Genomic DNA, 17,562 nt, shown 5'->3' on the forward strand with positions numbered 1-17,562 from the left:
GCATTGGCCCGATAATGCCTCTATTTTTGATCTCCGATGATTGGCGTCTCTTCCGGTTTGTAAAGACCGTACTTACTTCTAGCAATTTCTCCAATGTACTCAGGGTCCTTGAGACGATTCACTTCGGTTTGAAGCTGTTGTTCCGTTTGTGTAGCAGCTTGCTTCTGTTTTTCCTTCTGGGTGAGCTGTTCACTTCGATCGGCCATGATCATGCCTTGAGAAAAAAAGGTGAATATGGCCCAACTACCAAAGGCGGCAAGCGATAGCAACCAAATCATGATTCGCCTGCGCCCGCCCGCATTGGACTTGGACGTAGGAGATGAATGGCGATCTACAGACGAATTACGCATGATACTACCCCCTTCCAAACCATCTTTTTGCTGTATTTTTCAGTCTGATACCTAGCTTTATGAGCAGATCTGGCGTCTTCCAGCGCGCTATAAGCGGACGGATCAACCAAAGAATCGGCTTCCAAACCGGCATCAGGATGTATATCAGCATCCTTCCTAGGAACACAATAAGTGCCCATGTCCATCCGACCAGCTTGCGTAACAGCCGATACAGCGCTAACACCGGAAGAACAATCAGGATGCGCAGTATGCTGTTCACGATCAACGTCAGTCTGCGAACGATCTCTATTAACATTACCACAAAACGTTGGGTTGTAACACTAAAGGCCCAAAAATAGAGCCAAACCCCCAAAAGTAGTCCTAAAAAGACATAAAACCGCAGCTCACCGCGATTACTCGCGTATAGCACACGGAAAATAAACAAAGCCGAGGCCACCCAATACAGCACGTCCAACATATGAACACTCCAACGGGCAAAATGAAAGCGGATTGACAGCACCCGGTAGCTGTCAAATACCACTCCCATCGCTATGCCCGACAATAGCATCCACGTCAATGTCAGCCATTGTGTGTAAGGGTTCATTTGAAGAGCTTGCCGAATAGGCTTTTTCCGTTTTTGGCCGGGGCCCCAGGCTCTAGGTAGACGAGGGAAGTAATCAGACCTTCAATGGACAGCAGCCCCTCTTCCAGACTGAGGTTTTTGATATGTAAATGTTGTCCGCGAATGGTGAGATGGCCCAGCTCGGTCTGAAGCAAAAACTCTTCACTGTCAAAGCTCTCCACATTGCTGACGCCTGAAATGTCGAGCTGCTTGCGGCTTTGCATGCGCAGATCATGGTGCTTGGACTTCCCTTGTTCAATCATGGCATGTACCCCTCCTTCTGTTCTTAGCTTATGAAGGGGTGGGCATGATTTAGAACCGCATTGGTTATTCACGAGCATATATTAGACGAAAGCTCATCATCCAAAAGAAAAAGCATCCCTTCATAAGATATGAAGGAATGCTTCTATGTACAACGTTATGAGAAAATCAGATGTCTGCTTACCAGTTCAAACCGTTGTCCCTGGCAATAGGCTCTTCCTTTACCAAAGTGTACATACTTGCAGCCTCGTCCTTGCGTGTAGTGTCGGCGAGCCGTTCCACTCGCACGGTCACCAGCTTCTGGCCAAATTGGACGGTAATTTCATCGCCCACTTTGACCGCACTGCTCGGCTTGGCTTCGCGTCCATTCACCAGCACTCTCCCTTGTTCAGAGACGTCCTTGGCTACTGTACGACGCTTAATCAGCCGCGAGACTTTCAAGAATTTATCAAGACGCATTAGTTAACGGCTTCTTTAAGCTTATTACCGGCTTTAAAAGCAGGAACGGTCGATTCTGGAATTTCAATCGTGTTGCCGGTTTGTGGATTGCGGCCTGTACGGCTAGAACGCTTGCGCGTTTCGAAAGTACCAAAGCCGATCAGTTGTACTTTGTCGCCACTCGCAAGTGCATCTGTAATTTCACCAAGTACGCCATTCAATACAGCTTCAACGTCACGTTTGCTCAAACCGCTTTTGCTGGAAATATTGTTGATCAGATCTGTCTTGTTCATAAGATAAAAGCCTCCTAAATGTCAAAAAATAATCATCACGCTACATATCCATAAATGGAGCAGACGTGAGGTCCAACTGTGGCCGTAGCCTTTCTGAATACTACTGTAACATGTTAACTATAGGCTACAGTTATTTTCAGAATTATTACAAGTTATTCGGGCTTGTCCTTAAAAATCCTGCAATGACAGGCGTTTTTTATTCGACCCCCAGTTAAGCCAACATCCTACTACAAAACTCTGCCCATTGGCAAGTCTGCTCAAGCTGGGCGTGTTTTCAACCCTGCTTATGTCTCATTTTACTGGCCCATACAGCCAAAGATCAAATCTATGGAGTCAATCTCTATCAAGGAGCTTTTTCGCTTCCTGCCAGTAGGTCTCCATTTCATCTACACTGCTGTCTTCGGGACGACGTCCCTGCTCGCGTAATTTCTGCTCAATATACTGGAAACGGCTCACAAATTTGCGATTAGTGGCTGACAGCGCCTCCTCTGGATCTACTTCCATGAACCGGGCTGCATTCACGGCAACAAATAACACATCGCCCAACTCCAGCAACTGAGCTTCCACGGAATGCCCTTCCCGAACCGCTTCCTTCAACTCAGCCACTTCTTCGTCCAGTTTATCAAATACGCCTTCAATGCTATCCCAGTTAAAGCCTACTTTAGCTGCTTTTTTCTGGAGCTTGTACGATTTCATAAGAGCAGGTAGATCACGGGGAACCCCATCCAGCACGGAAGGGTCTGCTGCCGTTGTACCTTTAAGTCGTTTTTCCTCAGCCTTCATCTGTTCCCAGTTTTGCAGCGCCTCTTCCGCATCATTCGCTTGATTATCACCGAACACATGCGGGTGACGGAAAATAAGCTTATCGTTCAGCCCTTGGATCACATCATAGACATTGAAGGTTCCGACTTCCTCTTCCATTTGGGCATGCAGCAAAATTTGTAACAACAGATCGCCGAGCTCTTCCTTCATATGCTCAGGATCATCCTCATCTATAGTTTCAATGACCTCATACGTTTCCTCGATCAGATTTTTGCGGATCGATTGATGTGTCTGTTCGCGATCCCATGGACAGCCTTCTGGACTGCGCAAAATATCGACAATCTCATGTAGACGGTCAAAAGAACGCCGTTTCAGCGCCTCATCCTCACTGCGAGGTATGTACACCAAGGATAGGTTCCCGTAGCCCTCTACTCGATCCAGCTCGTACAGCGGCACCTTGTGGACTGCTTCCTCACCTTCTACCCCAAGCGCGTGGCCGACATACACCTCATAATCGTCAGGATACCGCTCCATCAAGCACAGCTTCACATCGGAAGCCGTAAAGGTGTCATATACCTGTCCGATCAGCGTGTGCAACTGAGGCTGGAGCCAGCTCGCATCCAGTGTACCTGCATCCAACAGCTGGAAACCCTCAATCGGATCAAAACCAAGACGCACAAAAGCCTCATCCAGGAAACTTTCGCCCCCAAGATGTTTAGTTCAATCCCTTGCGCAGGACAACGCTCCTTGAGCAACTGCACCGCTGCTTCCGCCACCATCGGGTGACCGGGAACCGCATAGACGATTTCGCTTCCGTCTGCCGCCTTAGCAGCTGTTGCCATCAATTGACTGGTAATTTCCTCGTATACCTCTGGAAAAGATTCCTTTGTCTCATATACCGCATCAAATGACTCAAAGGCCACTTCAAACTCATCCAGCACTTGAACCGCCGGATGTTCCTTGGTTCGCAGATATAGCGCTGAAGCCCCCCGCATTTTGTTCAATATCCCTATCGTAAGCTGATCGGGATCTCCCGAGCCCAGACCTACGATCGTTAATGTTACGCTCATATCCAATCCTCCGTTCCGCAAAAGCAGGATTCATGCTCGGAAAAAACACCCGGCGCAATCCAATCCAGCTTCCGCTTCCTTTGCTTTGGCATTTACTATACCACAAAGTTGTATAGGCTCATAAAATGGCTTGCGCAGCTGTCGCGCGGCAAGTCGTATAACCCCGGCTAAGCCAGTACACGCAGTCTGCGCAGCACGGCTGCCAGCGGGCGTCCGAGCTTGGGCACTGCCACAAGCTCGGCTTCCGTGATCAACCTCAAGCGTGCGAGGCCGATCACGAACACCACGGCGCCTGCTGCTACTCCCAGCAGGCTCTCCGCCGCTGCCGTGGCACGACCTCCGGCAGCCCATCCCAAGGCACCCAGCACAGCACTGGTGCCCCACATCGCCGCCCCGGCTGCACCAGCCAAGGCGACAAGCAATGCCGCCGGTTTGAGTACACTGGCGGACCAGCTCCCGCGCAGCCCCACCAAGCGGGCCAGCAGCGCGATGTTGATCACTGCCGCCAGCAGATAGGCGACAGCCCCCGCAATGGCGGCACCAGCCGTGCCTAACTGCGGCACGAGCAGCCAGTTTAGCAGCGCCTTGGCTGCTGCGGCCGCGAGCATCGCCAGAGCTGGCGCACGAACCGCGCCAAGCCCTTGCAGTAGCGCAGCCGAGATGATGCTGAGCGTGCCTCCTACGGCGGTCAGCGCCATCCAGCGCATCACCGTGCTGCCGGTGTCGTCTGCATACAGCATCACATTGACGGGCACGGCCAGCACGATCAAACCTGTCGCAGCGGCTAGTCCCAACAGCCAAAACCAGCGCAGCGATTGCTCGCACTGACGACGTGCCAGCTCCGTACCTCCGGTTACCCGAGCCTCAGCCAGCGAGGGTATGAACAATGCCGACAATGTGGTGGCAAACATCATGACCAGCTGTACTAGCGGAAGCCCCCGGTTGTACACGCCGAAGGCCACCATAACCGCCGTATCGTCCAAGCCCTCTTGCTTTAACAAGCGAGGGACGGTAAATGTATCTACCAGGTTAATTAACGGAACGGCCAGCGCTCCAAGGCAAACAGGCAAGGCATAACGTAGCAGCGCCTTTAGCAAAGCGCCGTTGCTTTCCGTTGGGTGAAGCTCACCAGTCTGGGCTTGCACTGTTGTCATTGCCGTCTCTTGCCGCCTAAGTCTCTTTCTGTGACCTCGCCAATACAACAGCATGATCACCAAGCCCGCTGCTCCGCCTGCTGCTGAGCCAAACACTGCGCCAGCGGCTATCATATCCGCCCCTGCTCCTTGTGACAGCATGAACAGCAACAATATGATCATCACGCTTACCCGTATCGCCTGCTCCGTCACTTGGGAAACCGCCGTTGGAATCATATTTTGCAAACCTTGAAAATAGCCTCTCAGTCCCGCCATAACCGGCACGAACAAAAAGGCAACCGCTGCCGCCCTCACCGATGGAATGACGTGAGCATTGTCGATCCACTGGCCGATTAGCGGCGCACACGTATACATCAGCAGCCCCAGAATCAGTCCGAAGATGCCCAATACAAGCGAAGATAGCAGGGCAACACGTTGCCCTGCTGCCCGGTTCCCCACAGCCTCATACTCAGCTACAAATTTGGATACGGCCACCGGGAATCCAGCAGCTGCAATGGTAATAAACAGCGTATAAAAAGGATAAACCGTATTATAAATGCCAAACACGCCGTCGCCGCCAATATTTTGCAGCGGGATTTTTTGCAATGTGCCGATCAGCTTGCTTGCTACCGCTGCCATTGTCAAAATGACAGCACCCCGTAGCAGCCGCGAAGCGGCGCGATTTTCCTGCATTCTCCGTCTCCACTCCCACCTGGATAAGCATTTTTACGAGTCCTATTATACCGTCTCTTCTCCCGGAAAGAAAAAAATCCCTGTACAACGTTGAACGGCTTTGTCCGTTCTGTACGTCATACAGGGGTGAAACGAGGTGTTACTGTTCCATTTGTTTGCCCAGGAAGCCAGCGGCTGTTTCAGCCATCTTGACCTCCATTTCGGACATTTTTACATTTTCATCCTTGTTCAACAATATAACAGATCCGATGGGATCACCACCCGAAACAATGGGAGCCGTCACAAAGGACGAGAGTGTTTCTTCGTGGTCTCGCGTCAGCTCATAAGAGCCGCTGGCTGTCTCCAGCACAGTCTTGCGATTATCCATGCTACCTTCGATAATGCTACCGATTTGCTTGTCCAAAAACTCTTTTTTCGAGCCTCCAGCCACCGTAATAATGGTGTCACGATCGGTAATCATCGTAATATGGCCTGTGCTTTCAAACAGGGACTCAGCATATTCTTTGGCGAAATCACCAAGTTCACCAATGGGTGAATACTTTTTCAAAATGACTTCTCCGTCACGATCCACAAAAATCTCAAGCGGATCTCCTTCACGAATTCTCAAGGTGCGGCGAATCTCCTTTGGAATAACTACCCGCCCAAGATCATCAATACGGCGAACTATACCAGTAGCTTTCATTTCACATGTTGCCCCACTTTCTCAAGAAGAATTTAGTAAACTACTGACGGTATCGAAAGACGCTTCCACTCCCCCAGAAGCGGTCACGAAGAACGTCGCGGTCATGGTGTTTATGGTGATATCTGACCATAGTATTCATCTGTTCCCAATTCCTTATGCATGTTCAGTTATTTACCTTCGTTTGCAACTCCATCTTTGGCTGTTCCAGCCTTGCTATCGCCCGTACCGCTTGTTGTTCCGCTCGGTGTAGTTGTGCTGCCCGCACCGGACGTTGCACCACTTTTCTCTTGCGTAGCAGGTGCCTTCGGCAGATTGATTTTCAAATCAAGCTTCGCCAAATCATTTTCGGTAAAGTTTTGGATACTTTCCCCAGCCAATTTATTTTTCAGGGCAGCCTTCTCGTTGTCCTTCAATTTATCAAATGTTGGATCATTGCGGGACTCCACTTTGATCACGTGATATCCGTATTCTGTTTCCACAGGCTCACCAATTTTGTTAATCGGTTGAGTTTCGGCAGCCTCTTTAAAAGCAGGTACCCATTGTGCTACGGACGCATTCTCATACAGCCCCCATTAGATGCGGAACCTGGGTCTTCCGAATACTTCTTGGCAATCGTCGCAAAATCCGCTCCACCGTCCAGCTTCGCCTTTACTTCTTTGGCCAGCTTGAGAGTAGCCTCTTTTGTACGCTGTTTCTTTGTTTTTGGATCTTCGAAATTAATCAATACATGGCGCACGGTTGCTGTCGTGAATTGATCTTTATTTTTCTCAAATTCCTGTTTCAGCTGATCATCCGTTACTTTATTGGTTTCGCTGTTGATTACCGTCATGACACGCGTAAAGTAATCTTTCACACCTTGTTCGGTCAGCTTCTGATCACTCAGAAATGTCTTAAACTTATCTTCACCAACCGACTTTTTATACTGCTCCAACTGCTCGTTTCCTTGTTTGGCGCCCTCTTCCTTGGCTTTATCGTCCGCTTTAGCCGCCAAAAGCTTGTACACTACTTCCTGCTTTACAATTTGCTCACGTACCTGATCAGAAGCTAAAGCAGCCTCATACTCTGGGTACAGAAATTTCATCATGCTGATTTCTTGGTTGAACTCATTTTCGGTAATCGTTCCACCCTTATAGGTCACGACAACCTTGCTGTTGTCTTTCGGCTCATCCTTGACCTTATTCTCATCCGCTTGCTTTGTACATGCTGCCAGCACCGATATAGCTAGCAACGCTGCCATGCCCAAGGAGAGCATTCTCCAAGGTTTTCTTTTATTTAGTTGTGGCATTTTGCAGTTCCTCCTTCAATGTGAATGCTTCTTTCAATGCACTCAAAAATTGCTCCAGCAGTTCTAGCAACTGTGGATCATTTAGACCTTTGCCCTTTATGCGTGCGCTCATAGAAGTGCCCTGTTCAAATTGTACACGTCTTTCAAAGCGATTGCCAATCTCGGCAAGTTTGGCTGTCTGAACCGCGTGCTGACGACCTTCATGGAATTTCAGCACTATATTGTCATCCCGCTGCACAATGGACTCGATTCCATACATCCGTCCATATACTTTAAGACGAGCAACGGCAAGCAAATGACGAACAGCCTCTGGCAGATCGCCAAATCGGTCGACCAGTTCGTCCTCCAGTTCGGAAGCCTCATCAAAGGTACTGACCGCTGCAACCTTCTTATAAATCTCAATCTTCTGGATGCTGTCATAAATATAGTCTCCCGGCAGGTAAGCATCGACACCCAAATCAATCGATGTACTCCAATTCCGGTTGGATTGATCCTCTTCTCCAAGCACACTGACTTTACGTTTGTTGATTTCCTCAGCCAGCATTTGCGAGTAAAGGTCAAAACCAACGGAAGCGATGAATCCGTGCTGCTCGGCGCCAAGTAAGTTACCCGCTCCGCGGATGGACAAATCACGCATTGCAATCTTGAACCCAGAACCCAACTCCGTAAATTCTTTGATAGACTGAAGCCGCTTCTCCGCCACCTCTGTAAGCACCTTATCTCGCTGGTACGTGAAATAAGCATAGGCAATCCGATTGGAACGGCCTACACGCCCACGCAGCTGATAAAGCTGGGAAAGCCCCATTTTATCAGCATCATGCACAATGAGTGTATTCACATTGGGGATATCCACACCGGTTTCGATAATGCTCGTGCTAACCAGTACATCATATTCACCATCTAGGAAATCCAAAATGGTTTTCTCCAGTTCCGTTTCAGACATCTGTCCGTGACCTACGCCCACCTTGGCGTCTGGGACAAGTGCATTGATCTCGGCAGCCATCTCCTGAATCCCCTGTACGCGATTATACAGGTAGTACACCTGTCCTCCACGTGCCATCTCGCGTTCAATGGCCTCGCGAACTAGAGTCTGGCTATGCTCAACTACATAGGTCTGCACTGGAAAACGGTTTTCTGGTGGCGTCTCAATAACTGACAAATCACGTACACCCAGCATGGACATATGCAGCGTACGGGGAATAGGTGTAGCCGTTAGTGTCAACACGTCTACATTCGTTTTCAGTTTTTTCAGCTTTTCTTTGTGCGTTACGCCAAAACGTTGCTCTTCATCGACAATAAGCAGCCCGAGATCCTTGAACACCAGATCCTGGGAAAGTAGACGGTGAGTACCAATGACAATATCCACCGTACCTTGTCGAACTCCCTTGGTCGTCTCATTCTGCTCTTTGCGCGAGCGGAAACGGCTCAATACCTGAATATTAAACGGATACCCGGAAAAGCGCTCACGGAAAGTCTCATAGTGCTGTTGTGCCAAAATCGTCGTCGGTACCAACACAGCCACTTGTTTGCCCTCAATAGCAGACTTAAAAGCAGCACGAATAGCCACCTCAGTCTTGCCGTAGCCTACGTCACCGCACAGCAAACGATCCATCGGACGACTCTGCTCCATGTCCTTTTTAATTTCTTCAATAGCCCGAATCTGGTCACGTGTCTCATCATACGGGAACATATCCTCAAATTCCTGCTGTTCTGGTGAATCCTTTTCAAAAGCAAAGCCTGGTGCTGACTGTCTTTCCGCATATAGCTTGATCAAGTCATCTGCGATGTCCTGAACCGAACTGCGCACCTTACTTTTAACACGTGTCCACTCATTGCCGCCCAGTTTGTAAATCTTGGGTTCTTTGTCCTCGGAGCCCACATACTTCTGAATCAGATCAATTTGTTCAATCGGTACAGACAGCTTATCTCCGCCCGCATAGAGGATATGCATGTAATCCTTATGGATACCGCCAACCTCCAGCGTACCGATTCCCATGTACTTCCCGATTCCGTGATTTTGGTGTACGACATAATCGCCCACCTTCAGCTCGCTATAGCTCTTAATCCGCTCTGCATTGTCTACATGTCGCCCCTGCTTACGTGCTTTCCGCTGCTTCTGGGAGAACATCTCACCCTCGGTAATCACCGCCAGATGAATAGACGGCATCTCAAAACCGCTTTGCAGATTACCAATCGCCATCGTCGGCTCATCAATACCATAGTCTTGAAGCACTCGCCGCATCCGATCCAGACGTTCATCTCCGCTCGCCAGCATCATAACCTGTGTGCCTGCCTTGCGCCAACGATCCATCTCTGCCTTAAGTACATTCATTTGACCGTGGAAATCCTGCATGCCACGGCAGATGAAATTCAAAATATTTTGCGGCTGTGTATGCGGAACCTGGCGAAGAAAGATCGACAGGAACAGCGTTTGAAATCTCCGATTATACAGCAGATTATCCGAGTTATCCGATAGCTCCAGTTGCGGTAGAGTTTTACCGTTTTGAAGCAAATGCAAATTCCATTCAGACTCATCCCGCTCTAGCTGCCTGGCTGTTTCTAGCATCCGTGCTGGTTCATCAATGATTAGAATCGTATCTTCCGGCATATAATCAGCCAAGGTTTTGCGTTCAGGATACAGCAGGGAGATATATTTATAGATTTCGTCAAAATACACATGCTCCCGCAGCAGCTCAATTTCACGATGAATTTCCTCTTTCAGATGCTGCTTAGCCTGACGATCTGTCATTTTGTCCAGCTGTTCCTCCAACAACAGAGCAGCGGCATCAGCAGCTTGATCCATACGCTGGTGGCTTGCAATAACTTCCTTACATGGCGTTACAGTAACTTCCTGTACCTTTTCCACCGAACGCTGATCTTGCGGATCAAACATACGGATGGAGTCAATTTCATCATCAAACAACTCCACACGATAGCCCCATCGGGTTGTCATTGGATAAAAATCAACAATTCCCCCGCGTACACTCATCTCCCCGCGGGATTCAACACGCTCTACACGCTGGTATCCCATCTCCACCATATGCAGCAAAAATGCTTCCAGCTGAATCGTTTCTCCCTCTTTCAGCTCAACACGAGCCTCACGCCATGTTTCCGGGATTGGTAGTAGACGCCGGACTCCAGAAAACGGCACGACAACAACCCCACGAAAACCCTGGGCACATCGGATCAATACATCAATTCGTTGGGATAACGTCTCTGGACTGGATATGGCTGCTTCAGCAGCTACCAACTCGTTAGCTGGATACAATAAAACCTGATCAGGAGAAAGCGCTTCCTGCAAATCATCTGCTATCTTTTGAGCGGCAAACATATTGTGCGTCATGACCATCAACGGTCGTCCAGTATCTTCAGCAAGTGCGGCCATCAGTACCTGTCTTGAAGAGCCTGACAAGCCTGATATCAGCTGTTCCTTCATGCCTGAGGATATACCTGCCGCAATGGATGCATAATCAGCATCCTTCGTAAAAGCCTGAATAAGTGCTTGTAACAAAAAAGGCACCCCTTTATGCTTATAAATAGTTACATGTAAACCGAAAAAGAAGCCTCAGCAATGCTGCCAAGGCTCCATAAGCGGAACTACCGCTTCACCTCTCAAGCTGGTACATCAGACCAGTTGAATACCTGTTATTGGAGCGGGTTTACGAGCAGACTCAGCTCCGGATTATTCTCCAGTGCCTGACTGCAATGCTCGCAAATGACTTTAACAGTCACTTCACCACCCGAATTATACGCTATTATATCTCTACGTTCAGCAGGGGTCAAGGAATGGAAGCCCAACCTTTCTTCGGTTATTACAGCGGAGTCAATTCGCCCTAAGAAAGTTCGACAATGTCTGCATACATAATTAACAACCATGTAATGTATATGCCTCCTGAAAGTTTTCTACACCTTTCAGTATGTCCAACAATCTTCCATTTAAGCCCGTCTACCTAACATCAGAACCTACTTGTTGAATTCAGCCATCGTCCGCTCAAACGGATGATTCAAGCTGTATTCTAAAGCGTTGCACGTATCTTCTATCATTCCGGTCAATAGTTCCTTTTCCTTCTTTGGAAAGGTGCCCAGAACATAATCGACAATAGCATGTCCAGGCTCTGGACGGGAAATGCCCATACGAATCCGGTTGAAGGACTGCGTCTCTGTATGCTGAATGATCGATTTAATGCCATTATGACCGCCTGCGCTACCTTGATAACGCAGTCTTATTTTACCGACCTCTGTATCCAGATCATCGTACACGACAATCAGATCTTCCATATCGGCCTTATAGTAGTCCATATATGCACGTAGAGACTCGCCTGAGAGATTCATATATGTCATAGGCTTAATCAGTACCGTTTTCACGCCACCAATGTGACCCTCACCAATCAACGCCTTACATTTGCTTTGGGTAATCTGGATATTATGACGTGAGGCAAGTGCATCTAAGGCCATAAATCCGACATTATGTCTCGTTTTCTCGTATTGGGGACCGGGGTTGCCCAATCCTACAATCCACTTCATTAACCTTGACACCCTCTTTCGAAGTCTTGATTTTTGGTAAAATAGTTGTAGTGAACAGGAAGGTGCGTGCCGATATGCTCAATCAAGGTGATATCCTCTTATATGACAGCCATTTTCTATATCATTTAAAACATTCCGTTCCTGTCCAAATTTATGACGGGAATGTACATGTTCAAATTGGCATCGTTGCGCGTTTTAATGAGCATTTCGTCGAAATCGAGGACACACTATACAATCGTCAACGCTTCACATTCATATCTCGGCCAGGCTTTTAGCCTGACATGCTGATAGGGGTTACCTTTTCCATATGGAAAAAGCAACCCCTTTTTTAATGAGCCAGCGCTTATTCGATTTCAAACAGTTTGCTGATCGACAATTCTTCATGCACACGGATGATGGCTTCTCCCATTAATGGAGCCACAGACAGTACCTTCAGCTTGCTTGTCGGATTTGGGTGAACGATCGGGATCGTATCCGTCACAACCACCTCTTTTAATGGCGAATTCTCCAGTCTTTCCATCGCAGGACCGGACAGCACGGCATGTGTGCAACATGCATACACATCTTTTACGCCGCCTTCTTTAAGCGCATTTGCACCCAATACAATCGTTCCGGCTGTATCAATGATATCATCAATTAAAATAGCCGTCTTACCCTCAATGTTCCCGATGATATTCATCACTTCACTGACATTTGGCTCTGGACGACGCTTATCAATAATAGCGAGCGGCGCACTCAGGAAGTCCGCCAGCTTGCGCGCACGAACAACCCCACCATGATCGGGTGAAACGACAATCGGGTTCTCAATTTGCTTGGAACGGAAATATTGGGCCAGAATTGGCGCTCCCAGCATATGATCAACTGGAATATCAAAGAATCCCTGAATCTGCATCGCATGCAAATCCATACTGATTACGCGGTGAGCCCCCGCCTTTTCAATCAAGTTAGCGACAAGTTTCGCCGTGATTGGATCACGCGAACGAGCCTTACGATCCTGACGAGCATAACCGTAATATGGCATAACAACATTGATACTTTTGGCAGAAGCGCGTTTAAGTGCATCAATCATAACCAATAACTCCATCAAGTTGTCGTTAACTGGCAGACAAGTGGACTGTACAATATACACATGGCAGCCGCGAACACTTTCCGACAGCTTAACCTGAATTTCACCGTCACTAAACGATGTGGTATGGGATTCCCCCATTGGGATTCCGATGTAGTCCGCAATCTGGTGGGCTAACTTCGGATTGGAGTTACAAGTAAATATTTTGAGTTTGGAATCGCAATAAGTCATTAATAGAAACCCTCCGTGCTGGTTCATTCATTACAGATTCAACCGCTTGCTGATTAAGGTCATTCCGATCTTTTTTTCTTTGCTTTGGCACGCGCGCGGATTTTGTCCGCATATCCGGCTTTGTTCTCTTGACGTGGTCTGGCAATGGCCAGGTCGTTATCAGGGACAGCATGTGTTACAGTGGAGCCTGCGACAACATAAGCACCTTTTCCAATCTTAATCGGGGCGATCAGATTCACATTGCTGCCAATAAAGGCATCGTCTTCAATTTCTGTAATGGATTTATTATATCCATCATAATTAACCGTTATTGCCCCGCAGCCAATATTTACGTTTGTACCCACCTTGGCATCACCGACATAGCTCAAATGAGACACCTTGGAATGATCTCCAATGGTCGCATTTTTCACCTCTACAAAATCACCAATCTTCACATGTTCGCCAAGCTTCGCGCCTGGACGCAGATAAGCAAACGGACCTACAGATGTACTGCTTCCCACTTCCGCTTCGTTCAACACCGAATGTTTCACTGTTGCTCCTGAGTGGATAATCGTATTCTGGATCTCTGCCTGCGGACCAATCACACAATCTTCTCCGATTTGTGTTTGACCATGCAGCCATGTATTTGGGTACAACACTGTATCGGAACCAATGACAACATCGCTTCCGATGTAGGTAGAAGACGGATCAATGACGGTGACACCATTCAGCATATGTTTGCGAACGATACGCTCGCGCATATAGCCTTCAGCAACCGACAAAGCAACTCTGTCGTTTACACCGATAGATTCCGACACGTCATCTGTCAAATACGCCTCAACCTTCTCACCTTCGCCATGCAAAATACCAATGACATCGGTCAGGTAGTATTCCTGCTGTGCATTGGCATTCGTTACCTTGTCCAGCGCTGCAAATAACTTAGCATTGTCAAAACAATACGTTCCTGTGTTAATCTCACGGACAGCATCTTCCTCAGGTGAACAATCCTTCTGTTCCACGATCTTAAGCACGGCCCCGGAAGTATCACGAATAACTCGTCCATATCCTTTCGGGTCGTCCAACTCGGCGGTCAGAATCGTTGCAGCCGCTCCGCGGCTTTCGTGCAGTTGCACCAAACCTTCCAGCGTTTCCGCTGTGATCAAAGGAGTATCTCCACAGATGACAATTGTGGTGCCCTGATCCTGACCGAGCAGATCCTTGGCTTGCTTGACAGCATGGCCCGTTCCCAGTTGCTCTGCCTGAAGCGCATATTCTGCCGACGGTCCCAAATAAGACTGTACCGCCTCTGCTCCGTGACCCACGACGACTACACTGCGGGACACACCGATTGCACGAACCGTGTCGAGCACATGTCCGACCATCGGTTTTCCGCACACCGGATGCAGAACTTTATATAATTTGGATTTCATACGTTTTCCCTGCCCTGCGGCAAGAATGACTGCCAACCTTTCCAACAAGTCCAACCTCCTATCCTGAAAATAACAGTTACCCCTCGGCTAAAACGTTAATTCCCAGATCAGATTTTGCTTAACTTTTCACAATCCTCCTGAAAAATAACGGCGAACCTTTGGTTAATGGCTATTTTTTCAGGCCAGCTTGTGCTGGACGTTCATCCCCAGGACGCATCGCTGCCTAGTCCCTGTCTTATGAAAAAGCCGCTTCGGCAGCCCGGATGGCTCCAAGTTGCCTTAAAACTGACTGTTAACTCACTAAAGAATATATCTCATTCCAGACAAAAAGAAAAGAGAGCCACAGTTAGTGGCTCTCTTTTTCTTTTGTACCCCAATCCTGCTTTAGGCGAATTAAGCGCCTTCTTCAATAGCAACTTCTTCATCAACAGCTGCACGTTCGTACTCAGTCAATACAGCAGCTTGAATCTTTTCACGAGTTCCTGAAGATATCGGGTGAGCGATATCGCGAAACTCTCCGTCAGGGGTTCGTTTGCTTGGCATAGCTACGAACATCCCGTTGTTACCGTCGATAACTCGGATGTCATGAACAACAAACTCGTTATCAATTGTAATGGATGCAATCGCCTTCATTCTTCCTTCTGAGTTCACTCGGCGGAGTCTAACATCCGTAATCTGCATGTGTGTTTCACCACCTTTTTCCAAATAGGACTTGGTGTATACATTCCACACAGCATTTCGAATTCCTTCTTTTTTTGGACAATTCGTATCCTAAATTCAGGTAATTTTTTTGAAAAGATTTCTTTTCGACATATTTAGGTATTTTATGATGAATTGTGACAATTTACTGCCCTGTTAACTCATCAAAGTAATTACCCAGCTTGACTGTAATTTGCTTACTTCGAGAATCGACTGCGGTCAGATTTGCCAGTGAAATATAATCGTGCAACAGGCGCTCTTCGTTCTCCACCTCGCCCGACTCTACCAGAACACCGACACCAGCTACCTCAGCATCAAACTCTGCTAACAAGTCAACCATTCCTTGTATCGTGCCGCCAGCCTTCATAAAATCATCTACGATGAGCACACGCGATTTCTCACGCATTGCACGTCTGGATAAAGACATCGTATGCAGGCTCTTTTGTGATCCAGAAACATAATTAATACTTACAGCTGAGCCTTCTGTCACCTGATGGTCACGTCGTACAAGCACGACTGGCAAATTAAGCTGTGCTCCGGTTGCATATGCAAGCGGAATGCCCTTCGTCTCTACAGTCATAACCACATCAATCTGACGATCGGCAAAAGCGGTCGCAAATATTTTACCTGCTTCGTTCATCATCGCTGGTTGGCCCAGCAAATCGGATAAATATAGGTACCCTCCCGGTAATATGCGATCAGGCTGCTCCAGCTGCGCGCACAAGTCGTTCGCAAACGCAAGCGCATGCTGCTTGGAGAGCCGTGGGATCAACTTGACGCCCCCTGCTGCTCCCGCCAGTGTCAGAAGCTCGCCAGTACCCTCATCCTCAAATACTTCTTTGATAATAGCTAGATCCTCGCTTATCGACGACTTAGCTGCCCCGTATCGATCTGCAAAATGAGTAAGAGGCACCAATGTATGCGGCCGTGACAACAAAAATTGTGTCATTTCCACCAATCGTGAGCTTCTTTTAAGTTTTTTCACAACAATTCCTCGCGATCTATTCTCCTGCCGCCCGCTTCGTACAATAAAGCACCGGCGGACTGGCCGGTTGCTGGCGGAATGTAAGTGATATAGTAAAATCCGAATATTTAATAGTAAATATATCATCTTCGTACGTATTTGTACAACAATTACCACTATAATATGAAGAAAATATCTAAAATCAGGTCAAAAGTCGTACTGCGTATACATCTTTACAAAAGCCTCTTAGTCCGTTATAGATCCGTGGCACTTTGGCTTCCTTAGATACCAACCCGAACACTGTAGGTCCACTGCCTGACATCAGCACGCCATCTGCTCCTAAACGGATCATGGAGTTTTTAAGATGCTCCACTTCTGGATACAGCTTTAATGTCACATCCTCCAGTACATTACCCAGGGCGTTGCATACATCGGTAAAAGAAGCGTTACGAATCGCCAGTTCCATCTGCCGGGCAGACGGGTGGTGCGTAATCTGATCCGCTTTGACACGACCATACACTTCAGCCGTCGAAACATTAATCGGCGGCTTGGCGAGAATCACCCAGCATTGTGGCGGATTCGGCAGTGGCTTGAGCAGTTCTCCGCGCCCGCTCGCTAAAGCTGTGCCCCCTGTAATGCAGAAAGGTACGTCTGAACCCAATTCAGCACCCAGTACCCTTAATTCCGCATCCGAGATACCGAGTTTCCACAGCTTGTTCAGTCCACGCAATGCTGCAGCAGCATCGCTGCTTCCGCCTGCTAATCCTGCAGCCACCGGGATATGCTTATCCAGATGGATATGGACGCCTGTAGACACGTTATAACGTTCTTTGATTAGACGCGCAGCCTGAAAAGCCAAGTTCTTTTCATCCAATGGTATGTACCCGGCTTGACTAGAAATGATAATGGTATCACGCGGTAACTCGGACATCGTCAATCGGTCGGATAGATCAACCATAGTCATGATCATTTCGACCTCGTGATAACCATCATCCCGCTTACGTAGAACATCAAGCATTAAGTTAATTTTCGCCGGTGCTTTTTCATATATTTTCAAGGCGTTCACCCACCTTCAACTTTTCCCTCAAGACAGCTTAACAT

Annotated in this window: 16 protein-coding genes and 2 pseudogenes; 1 reads left to right on the plus strand and 17 read right to left on the minus strand. The window is 48.1% G+C overall.

Annotated elements, in window-relative coordinates:
• Nucleotides 1–20 precede the first annotated feature (20 nt).
• The 12 genes and pseudogenes from G7035_RS08125 to pth all read right to left on the minus strand — a co-directional run bounded on the left by G7035_RS08125 (nt 21) and on the right by pth (nt 12,092).
• Nucleotides 21–350: an FtsB family cell division protein gene (locus G7035_RS08125; protein ID WP_013368687.1), complete on the minus strand. Its 330-nt coding sequence runs from the start codon at nt 348–350 to the stop codon at nt 21–23.
• Between the two features lie 4 nt (nt 351–354).
• Complete coding sequence (gene yabQ, locus G7035_RS08130) at nt 355–933, minus strand: spore cortex biosynthesis protein YabQ (protein ID WP_019685738.1); 579 nt, start codon at nt 931–933, stop codon at nt 355–357.
• Nucleotides 930–1,214, minus strand: coding sequence for a sporulation protein YabP (gene yabP / locus G7035_RS08135; protein WP_013368685.1), 285 nt, complete (start codon nt 1,212–1,214; stop codon nt 930–932). The genes yabQ and yabP overlap by 4 nt, the downstream gene beginning before the upstream one ends.
• 178 nt (nt 1,215–1,392) lie before the next feature.
• A complete protein-coding gene (locus tag G7035_RS08140) occupies nt 1,393–1,671 on the minus strand; it encodes an RNA-binding S4 domain-containing protein (protein ID WP_016818913.1) in 279 nt (92 codons plus the stop codon).
• Complete coding sequence (locus tag G7035_RS08145) at nt 1,671–1,943, minus strand: HU family DNA-binding protein (RefSeq protein WP_007428028.1); 273 nt, start codon at nt 1,941–1,943, stop codon at nt 1,671–1,673. The genes G7035_RS08140 and G7035_RS08145 overlap by 1 nt, the downstream gene beginning before the upstream one ends.
• Before the next feature lie 333 nt (nt 1,944–2,276).
• Nucleotides 2,277–3,775 (minus strand): annotated as a pseudogene (gene yabN, locus G7035_RS08150) (bifunctional methyltransferase/pyrophosphohydrolase YabN).
• A 167-nt stretch (nt 3,776–3,942) separates the two neighbouring features.
• Nucleotides 3,943–5,601 carry a putative polysaccharide biosynthesis protein gene (locus G7035_RS08155; RefSeq protein ID WP_115293057.1) on the minus strand — a complete coding sequence of 553 codons (1,659 nt, stop codon included), beginning with the start codon at nt 5,599–5,601 and terminating at the stop codon, nt 3,943–3,945.
• A 139-nt stretch (nt 5,602–5,740) separates the two neighbouring features.
• Nucleotides 5,741–6,283 (minus strand): stage V sporulation protein T, encoded by a 543-nt coding sequence (gene spoVT, locus G7035_RS08160; protein ID WP_013368681.1) that lies wholly within the window; start codon nt 6,281–6,283, stop codon nt 5,741–5,743.
• A 167-nt stretch (nt 6,284–6,450) separates the two neighbouring features.
• Nucleotides 6,451–7,568, minus strand: a pseudogene (locus G7035_RS27810) (peptidylprolyl isomerase).
• Nucleotides 7,552–11,079: a transcription-repair coupling factor gene (gene mfd, locus G7035_RS08170; RefSeq protein WP_016818917.1), complete on the minus strand. Its 3,528-nt coding sequence runs from the start codon at nt 11,077–11,079 to the stop codon at nt 7,552–7,554. The pseudogene G7035_RS27810 and the gene mfd overlap by 17 nt, the downstream one beginning before the upstream one ends.
• Nucleotides 11,080–11,213: 134 nt before the next feature.
• Nucleotides 11,214–11,444, minus strand: a complete 231-nt coding sequence (fin, locus tag G7035_RS08175; protein ID WP_014599341.1) for an anti-sigma-F factor Fin — start codon at nt 11,442–11,444, stop codon at nt 11,214–11,216.
• 87 nt (nt 11,445–11,531) lie between these two features.
• On the minus strand, nt 11,532–12,092 hold the full coding sequence (gene pth / locus G7035_RS08180; protein WP_019685735.1) for an aminoacyl-tRNA hydrolase: 561 nt from the start codon (nt 12,090–12,092) through the stop codon (nt 11,532–11,534).
• 74 nt (nt 12,093–12,166) lie between these two features.
• Between pth and G7035_RS27815 the strand changes: the two genes are divergently transcribed.
• On the plus strand, nt 12,167–12,367 hold the full coding sequence (locus G7035_RS27815) for a hypothetical protein (RefSeq protein WP_013368676.1): 201 nt from the start codon (nt 12,167–12,169) through the stop codon (nt 12,365–12,367).
• A 68-nt stretch (nt 12,368–12,435) separates the two neighbouring features.
• On the opposite strand, the gene G7035_RS08185 is transcribed toward G7035_RS27815, so the two are convergent.
• From G7035_RS08185 to ispE, 5 genes are all read right to left on the minus strand, one after another.
• The gene (locus G7035_RS08185) at nt 12,436–13,389 is read right to left on the minus strand and encodes a ribose-phosphate diphosphokinase (RefSeq protein ID WP_013308125.1); all 954 of its coding nucleotides are present in this window, start codon (nt 13,387–13,389) and stop codon (nt 12,436–12,438) included.
• A 59-nt stretch (nt 13,390–13,448) separates the two neighbouring features.
• Nucleotides 13,449–14,846, minus strand: a complete 1,398-nt coding sequence (gene glmU / locus G7035_RS08190) for a bifunctional UDP-N-acetylglucosamine diphosphorylase/glucosamine-1-phosphate N-acetyltransferase GlmU (RefSeq protein WP_019685734.1) — start codon at nt 14,844–14,846, stop codon at nt 13,449–13,451.
• A 345-nt stretch (nt 14,847–15,191) separates the two neighbouring features.
• The gene (gene spoVG / locus G7035_RS08195) at nt 15,192–15,479 is read right to left on the minus strand and encodes a septation regulator SpoVG (RefSeq protein ID WP_007428016.1); all 288 of its coding nucleotides are present in this window, start codon (nt 15,477–15,479) and stop codon (nt 15,192–15,194) included.
• A 163-nt stretch (nt 15,480–15,642) separates the two neighbouring features.
• Nucleotides 15,643–16,482, minus strand: coding sequence for a pur operon repressor (gene purR, locus G7035_RS08200; RefSeq protein WP_013368673.1), 840 nt, complete (start codon nt 16,480–16,482; stop codon nt 15,643–15,645).
• A gap of 181 nt (nt 16,483–16,663) precedes the next feature.
• The gene (gene ispE / locus G7035_RS08205) at nt 16,664–17,518 is read right to left on the minus strand and encodes a 4-(cytidine 5'-diphospho)-2-C-methyl-D-erythritol kinase (RefSeq protein WP_019685733.1); all 855 of its coding nucleotides are present in this window, start codon (nt 17,516–17,518) and stop codon (nt 16,664–16,666) included.
• Nucleotides 17,519–17,562 lie beyond the last annotated feature (44 nt).

It is taken from the genome of Paenibacillus polymyxa (genome assembly GCF_015710975.1).
Taxonomy (GTDB): Bacteria; Bacillota; Bacilli; order Paenibacillales; family Paenibacillaceae; genus Paenibacillus; species Paenibacillus polymyxa.